The sequence below is a fragment of the Chryseobacterium sp. RU33C genome (assembly GCF_900156015.1).
In the GTDB taxonomy this organism is placed as follows: Bacteria; Bacteroidota; Bacteroidia; order Flavobacteriales; family Weeksellaceae; genus Chryseobacterium; species Chryseobacterium candidae.
This window is the reverse complement of the sequence record NZ_FTMT01000011.1, coordinates 134,346-142,453: the sequence shown is the minus strand read 5'-3', so window position 1 is coordinate 142,453 and position 8,108 is coordinate 134,346. Positions and strand designations below refer to the sequence as shown.

The window sequence follows — 8,108 nt, the reverse complement described above, 5'->3', positions numbered from 1 at the left end:
TAATAAAAAGTTATTTCCGTAAAATTTTTTGAGCTATGAGGGCTCAAAATTTTCCAGAATAACTTTTTAACTTACACAGTTAGTGAGACACTACCAATAACAAAAAGAAGGATGTACCAAAGTTTAGTACATCCTTTTTCTTTGTCCATTTTATCATTAATGTTTACAGAAAATTTATGGGAATTTTCAAGCATATACTGTTGAAGATTTTTCATTATATTCTGATGGTATAAGATATAAGATCATGGATCTTGATAGCGTATTACTGAATTCTGACAACTTTTACATTTTCTCTTTACGCTTCAGGTATTCAGTGGCTGTATATCCTGTAATTTCTTTAAATACGCGGCTAAAGCTAGCCTGATAGCTGAATCCTGCTTTTCTGTAAATAAATGAGATTTTATAATTTTTGTGCTCCAGATTTTCAAAATCCTGTAAAACCTGCCGGACACGGTAGGTATTTAAGAGATTATTAAAATTTGTTTTTCCTTTTTCTCTCAGAGCCTTAGAAATGTATGTACGGTTAGAAGACAGCTTTTCTGCTAACTGGCTGATAGAAAAATCTGCATTCTGCCATACCTTATTTTCTTCTATATAAGCAATGATTCGCTGGTAGAGTTCATCAAATTTATCTGCATAATCTGATGGTATTTCAATATGAGCCATGGAATGGTCTTCCAGGAGTTCAGCTTCAGGTTCAGAGTGGTTTTCAGCTGACTGAATTTCTTCATTTCCTTTTTTCAGCAATCCATCCTGTTTTATTTTGTTAAAAATTTTCAAGTAATGAAAAATAAAAAATATACCAAAAATAACGGCTACAAAAGTAGATATATTCTGGATCATTTCTTCTGTCCGGCTCAGCTTCAACGGATGTGAAAAGTTAAAAAAATTATCCAAAACAAAAGGGCTGAGAAAAGAAATCACTATGTAAGCCGACCAGAGAATCAGTACTTTGAGGCTATAAAGATAATTAAGTATCAAAAATGCCGGAATATAGTACAGTGCCTGTATTAAAAAAGTATTGTAGGTAATATAAAAGCAATACTGCATCAGAGTATAGACCAGAATATGAAGAGTTGTGAGAAATTTAAACGTCATATTCAATTTTAATCCAAGCCATAATCCTATTAAAATCGATGCAAAATAAGTGAATATTATAAGATGCGTGATCCCATTTGGGTCCACAATATAGTAAAAGCATCCCATATAAAAGTAGAAAGGAGACATACAAAAAACGAAATTCTTCATGAATTCTCTTTCCTTTACATATAATAGTTCACTTGTTTCCATTTTTAAAATTAACAATATTTTTCATTTTCTAATATACAAAGAGATCAATTAAACAATTAAATTTCAAAAAAAAATCATTTTCACAAATAAAAAAAACAATTAAACATTTTCTGAAAACATATAACATCATATTTTACAGCACTTTATTAAAATGATTCATTCTTTTACACTTTGATTTAATCTTTTGTGATTAAAATTTAAAATCCCTATTACCTTCGCAGAGCAATATTCTATAAAATCACAAATCTTAAAAATATAAATGTTAAACTATAAAATTTTACAAATGAAAAAAAATGTATTTCTATTTATGTTCTTGCTATCCTGTATATACAATGCGCAGGTCGGGATTTACACCCATGATCCTCAGGGTGTAATGGACATCAAAAACCAAACCGGCAAAAAGAACGGGCTGGTTCTCCCCATCGTTGATGATGCTAATAATACACTCACCCCATCGGGAAACACTGCTGTAGAAGGCACATTAGTATATGACCAGGGTTCCCAATGTATCCGTGTAAAAACAGGAACAGGATGGTCCAACTGTCTTATAGACCAGTCGAGTGTAAGCATAACGGCTTTGGGCAGTGTTTATTGGGTAGCCAATTCTTTTTCTAACTTAACAGAGCCATTAATGCAGAAAAAATTTAGTGTCAATATGTATACGGCGGTGTTTGGTAATGCGGCTGACAATGGATATATCACTGGTTCAGGATATGCTACTAATGGTCTGGGATTACCAACAACAGCAGCCAGCGTATCTCCTGCCAAGAGATTATATAAAGGTAATGTTCTTACTGTAAGCGGAAGCCAATCATCTCATGTTATGATCAATACGGATGGAAAAATTTTTGTTACAGGATCTAATACTAGTGGGAAACTTGGAACAGGAAACACTTCAAATATAAACACATCATGGAAGGAAGTTACTTTAACAGGAGCTGCTACTGACGAGAAAGCCATTCAGGTACAGACATCACCGAATGCTACCATAATTCTTACTAACAAAGGTTATGTATATTCTGCAGGATCTAATACAAATGGACAAACCGGTTTAGGTATTACTACTGGTAATACACCAACCTTTACCAAAATCCCAACCCTTAGCAATGTAAAATCTATCTGGGGAGGCGAAGACCTTAACGGTTCCAGTATGTTCACTGCAATTACTAATGATCATAACATATATGCATGGGGATATTATTTAGGAGCAGGTATGAGTTCCAGCCTTGGAAATAATGGAAATAAACCTACTCCGATAGACATCACAGCATCTTTTGCATCAGCAACTGCATCATCGGGTGTTATAAAGAAAGTAATGATTGGACATAACGGAACTCTTGCGATGTTTAGCAACGGCTCCATATGGGCATCTCAATCCGTGAATGCTCCGAAATCTAATATCGGCTTGGGAACTGGTACTGCCAGCACCTCAGAATTACAGGACATTACCAGCTATATCACTATGGATGCAGGAGAAAAAATTGTAGACTTTGACCTTAGTGATAATGGTGGGGTTATTATTACAAACCATAATGTATGGATATTCGGAACAGATCTATCTAATAGGTTCTCCCAAATTGGTGGAACATCTAATACATGGATCAAGGTGCAAAGCCAGCTTTATGATGGAGTTCTCCAGCTTACTTCTGTAGACTTAGGTTATAATGCTATGCTGGTGGGAACCGATCTTGAAAATTCAAACAGAATAATTGTTTCCGGCAGTAACACTTACAGGCAATTGTCACCAAGCGGCAACACAAATATTTCAACCCCTACTTACGGTCTGTACTAATAAAAGATAACGTGTGATTTGTGGAAATAAGGTATTATTTACTTCTACTCAAGAAAATATTCAGAGGAATACTTATTGAACACACTAAATACAGAAAGGGAGATCATTTTGATCTCCTTTTTTGTTACACACCGGCAAAACAGAGCCTGTTGCTATCATTTCTATTTTTGCTAAACAGCCTGAGTCCGAGATAAGAACTTCCTGTTCTAATCAGCGTGAAGACCAGAACTATAAAAAAAACTATTCTGGTAATAAAGACCAGCTTTTCTGTATTGTAACTTTCTAAACATTAATTGGATTCGGGATAACCTCTGCAAATAACAAGGACAGAAAATAACTTTCAGTCTTTTTTTCCAGCGTTCAATAGCCCGAATATTAATTTTATTGTCTCAAAAACCAGATTAAATATATTGCAGATCTGTTAAACCATCATACAATCTGCATCTCCATCCTGATAACTGGGGCTGAAACCCTCCGGAAGCAGCTTCAGTAAGTCCTTATGGAAGAGATATTCTCTGGTAAAATTACGTTCGTAGATATGGGAAAATGCGCTTGAATGCCGGATCATTTCATTCAGCCTGATTTGATAACTGGTAAAGCCTTTCACCTTATGAATTATCATAAAATAATTTAAAAACCGAACCACCTCAGCCAGATCAGATTTTGAAAAAAGGTAAGGTATTTTAAGATAGCCATCACGGAGCTGCAACAGGAAGCAAGAGGAAATGTTATTATCCTGATCCAAAATTTTAATCCAATAAAACTTAAAGCTGTCAGCAAAACTTGAAAACAGGTATTTTTCATCTTTTTTACCTTCCAAAACCCAGGGATAACTGATAAAGGTATTGATTTCATATGCGTCACGTCTCCCAGAAAATCCATTAATAAAATCTGTACTTTCTTTGTCGATCCTATTCAGAACTTCATATTTGAAATCTGGTTTTTGTACTGCCAGGTTCTTTATTGAGATCAGTCCATTGGCTGCAGCATCCAGAATTTGGAAAAGAGGTTTCAAAGGTTTCGTTCCCGGTTTCTTTTCAGGAATCATTTTCGCCGCATCGGTTCTGAAGTAATATCGTTTGCCTTCTTTAGGAAAAACATATTCAAAAACACCCATAATATTGTAGAGTGCTTCTGCCTCTTTGGTAAATTCTGTAATGGCAATTCTGCCTTCGTATTCTTCAAAAGCTTTTTTCAGTAATGCTTTGGCTGGTCTTTTTTTTCTGTATTCCGGGTTTACATACAGAGTACTGAGCCAGGCATAACGGATTTCTTTTCCATCAATAATAAAGGAATCAGGAAAACATCCCACATAACCTACCAGTTTTTCTTCATAAAAGGCAAGAATAAGAAGTACATCTTCATCTGATGCTTTTGGATTTTGAATATGAGACAGCGCCCGATGTCCGGTAATCGGAAGAAAATCATACTGCCGGAAAGCTCCGGATGATATAAAATCGTCCAGCTGGTTTCTATTGAAAGTTTTCAGCGCTATCATTTTCTCACTATCATATTTTTATTAATAAGGCTTTTCAGTCTGAAGTAAGTGATTTCCCTTTTCAGTATCTGTGCTCCGCTCTCTCCCATTTCCATTGGAATCCTCTGGAAATTTCTCTTTACGCTGTCCAGTTTTATACCTGCACACCCAAAGCTGCAGTAGATGTCTTCATTTTTATAAAGTTCATCAAAAAATTCTTTCTTTACTTCAAAATCGGTAAAAGGGAAGGCAAAACTTTCGTATAAAAAACCATTTTCTTTTAAATAATCAAAGGTTTTATCTGTTGTTTCCATCTGCCGTTTCAAAGATAAGTCTCCATATTTCGGATGATCCCAGCTGTGCGAAGAAATTCCGAAACCTTTACGGGTAAGTTCTTTTAATTCTTCTGTGCTTAGATAAGGCTGATATTCTTTTGAATACGCTTTAAAATCTATTTCAAATTTTTCAGCAAGCCTGTCCAAAATATCTTTTTGCTGATAATTTACAGATAAAATTTTCTTTTGTAAAATGCTTCTGTCTGTATTTTTCAACGATAAGATAAAATAAATTTCGGGATCAATGGTTTTCTTTTTTTCAGCAGCATCGGCAAGAAGGCTTGCTTTGCATCTGAACATCATATCTTTATTGTCTATGAAAGCGGGATTGATAAAATTGCAGGCATATATTCCCTTTCTTTCCAAAATAGGAACGACAATATCATAGAATTCTCTGAAACCATCATCAAAAGTGAGCATGGCAATCTTTTTCTGAGGCTTGAAATTCCCGGACGTAAATTCTTTAAACTCCTGCCAATTCACAAACTGAAAATTCCCGGCCATATGATCGAGATCGTCTTCAAACTGCTGGGTCGTCTTATAGCGGATCACATGTTTTAAATGAGGCAGTTCTTTGTCTGAAACACTATGATAAAGCGGCAGACAATAATCCAGCGGAAATGATTTCCCGATATTCTCAGATTCAAAAGCTGCCAAAACATTGATGATTCTGTTTTTCATCCTATTTTAAATAAAAAAGAATCTATTCAAAATTAAATTCAAATAGATTCTTAAAGGTATAACTTTTAAAATTATTTTATGATTTTCATTTCATCAACAAGCCATCTTGAATCAGCAAACTTATCAATGATGAAAAGGATATATTTTGTATCTACCATAATATTTCTGCTGAAACGCGGGTCATAATTGATATCACTCATTGTTCCTTCCCACTGTCTGTCGAAGTTCAATCCGACAAGGTTTCCGTTGGCATCAAGAGCTGGGCTTCCTGAGTTTCCTCCGGTAGTATGGTTCGTTGCAGTGAACCCTACAGGAACATCACCAGTTTTATCTTTATAGATTCCGAAATCTTTTTTGTTGTAAAGATCAATCAGTTTCTTTGGAACATCAAATTCATAATCTCCGGGAACGTACTTTTCCATTACCCCTGCAAGATGAGTCTGGTATCCGTAAGAAACCGCATCTCTGGGAGTAGAACCTTTTACTTTACCATACGTTACACGAAGTGTTGAGTTCGCATCCGGGAAGAATTTTCTGTCTTTATCCGTCTTCATCTGCTGTGCCATGAATTTCTTCTGTAAAGCATCAATTTTTGCCTGCATAGAAGTATATTGCGGATCTGCAGTTTTCGTATAGGTTTCTTTCATCGAAACATATAATTGATAAATAGGATCTTTCTTTAAAGTCTTGATCAGTTTATCCTGATTAGAAAATGCTTTATCAATATCGGCAGTCAATGTTCCTCCGTTTACAGCTGTTCTTCCTGTAATAACAGAGTTTTTAGACATATCTTCTATAACAGGAATATTGGCATTTTCATCTTTATATTTGTTGAATCCCGTTGGTAAAAACTGAGGTGCCGTTTTATTAACGTATAAAGCCAATAGTTTTGCTGTTACTTTAGCATCTAGCTCTGCACTGTAGTCTTTATAGAAAGAAGTTAATTTTGTTTTCAGTTTTGAAAGTTCCTTTTCATCCATTCTCCCTGCTTCTACAGAAGCAACGAAGTCATAATAATCACCAGCTAATTTCAAAGTCTCAGCATTTTTGATAACTTCTGTGAAGTAAGCATTGTTTAATGCATAAGGAGCCTGATCATTGTACAGTTTATTCAGCTGATCCAAAGTAGTTTTAATCTCCGGGTTTTTAGCTACCAAAGAACCTTCATACATTATTTTCTTTTCTACTGCATTGGATTTTTTCAATCCTTCTATTTCACCAATCCACTTTTTCCAGTAGTTTGCAACGGAAGCATATTTTGAAGCATATTTGATACGTGTTTCATTATCAACACGCATTTTTTCATCCAACGTTTTTAAAGCAACATCTCGTACCGCAATTCTTGCAGGATCAATATCTTTCATGATCTTCTCTACAGCGATTGCAGGAAGGTATTCTGTAGTTTTTCCCGGGAATCCGAAAACAAAAGTAAAATCGTTCTCGTTTTTATCTTTGATAGAAACCGGTAAGTAGTGTTTTGGAACGTAAGGTACGTTGTCTTTTGAATATTCTGCAGGTTTGTTGTTCTTGTCCGCATAAATTCTGAACATAGAGAAATCCCCTGTGTGTCTCGGCCAAACCCAGTTGTCAGTATCACTTCCGAATTTCCCGATACTTTGAGGAGGTGCTCCTACAAGACGGATATCTTTATACGTTTCTATGGTATAAGCATAGTACTTGTTTCCATAATACATTGGCTTTACCATGATCGACTGGTAAGATTCAATTTTCTGAGAGTTTTTATACACCTCAATATTGTTGTTGATCTTTTTAGTAAGTTCAGGTTCTGTAAGGTTATCTGTACCTTCTAATATGGGATCAGTAACTTCTTTTATATCTACAATAAAATCTACTTTTACTCCCGGGTTGGGAAGTTCTCCTGCTGTATTTTTTGCCCAGAATCCGTTTGAAAGCAGGTCATTCTGAACGGTAGAGTGTGCCTGAATCTGCCCAAAACCACAGTGATGGTTGGTTAAAAGCAATCCTTTAGGTGAAATAATTTCTGCAGTACATCCGCCGTTAAACTGTACAACCGCATCTTTAATGCTTGGTTTCTGAGGATTGAAAATATCTTTTGCAGAGATCTTCATTCCTAAATCCTTCATTTCCTTTTCATTCAGCTCTGTAGGAATCCACATTCCTCCATATTGTTGCGCAAATGCCATTGCAGCCGGCAAAAGAAATACAGATAAAAGTATCTTTTTTGTCATAATCAAAATTTTGCCCCAATTTACAAAGAAAAATATGAACAGGCTTTATAAAAGAGGTGGAAAAACTGTTGCGAGGTCTTTTTTAAAAAGGTTGATCGTGAATGGCCAATTTTGCTTCACAAGTGAAAGGTGAATTTTTATGATCAGACAGAAGTAAATTTATGAAATATTGACAAGCAAAGCGAATTGACTATTCACTCTTCACAATGCATTCAAAAGTTGGATAGTCAATGGTGAATTTGCTTCGCAAGTGAATGGTGATTTTTTTCTCAGAAGGCACTTCCAATTCATCATTTACTCATTTAAAATTGATGCAAAAAATA

The 8,108-nt window shown here is 35.2% G+C and carries 5 protein-coding genes; 1 reads left to right on the top strand and 4 read right to left on the bottom strand.

The window, feature by feature from the left end; translation table 11 throughout:
* Positions 1–282 precede the first annotated feature (282 nt).
* Positions 283–1,098: a helix-turn-helix domain-containing protein gene (locus BW946_RS11290; RefSeq protein ID WP_170872077.1), complete on the bottom strand. Its 816-nt coding sequence runs from the start codon at positions 1,096–1,098 to the stop codon at positions 283–285.
* 475 nt (positions 1,099–1,573) lie between these two features.
* Here BW946_RS11290 and BW946_RS11285 point away from each other — a divergent pair, with 475 nt between their 5' ends.
* Positions 1,574–3,082: an RCC1 domain-containing protein gene (locus tag BW946_RS11285; RefSeq protein WP_076596280.1), complete on the top strand. Its 1,509-nt coding sequence runs from the start codon at positions 1,574–1,576 to the stop codon at positions 3,080–3,082.
* Between the two features lie 421 nt (positions 3,083–3,503).
* Here BW946_RS11285 and BW946_RS11280 read toward each other — a convergent pair whose 3' ends face one another.
* The 3 genes from BW946_RS11280 to BW946_RS11270 form a co-directional block, all read right to left on the bottom strand.
* Complete coding sequence (locus BW946_RS11280) at positions 3,504–4,580, bottom strand: GNAT family N-acetyltransferase (RefSeq protein WP_076596279.1); 1,077 nt, start codon at positions 4,578–4,580, stop codon at positions 3,504–3,506.
* Entirely contained in the window at positions 4,577–5,575 is a 999-nt protein-coding gene (locus BW946_RS11275; protein ID WP_076596278.1) for a polysaccharide deacetylase family protein, read from the bottom strand. Before BW946_RS11275 ends, BW946_RS11280 begins: the two co-directional genes overlap by 4 nt.
* 71 nt (positions 5,576–5,646) lie before the next feature.
* Positions 5,647–7,785, bottom strand: a complete 2,139-nt coding sequence (locus BW946_RS11270) for a S46 family peptidase (protein WP_083688855.1) — start codon at positions 7,783–7,785, stop codon at positions 5,647–5,649.
* Positions 7,786–8,108 lie beyond the last annotated feature (323 nt).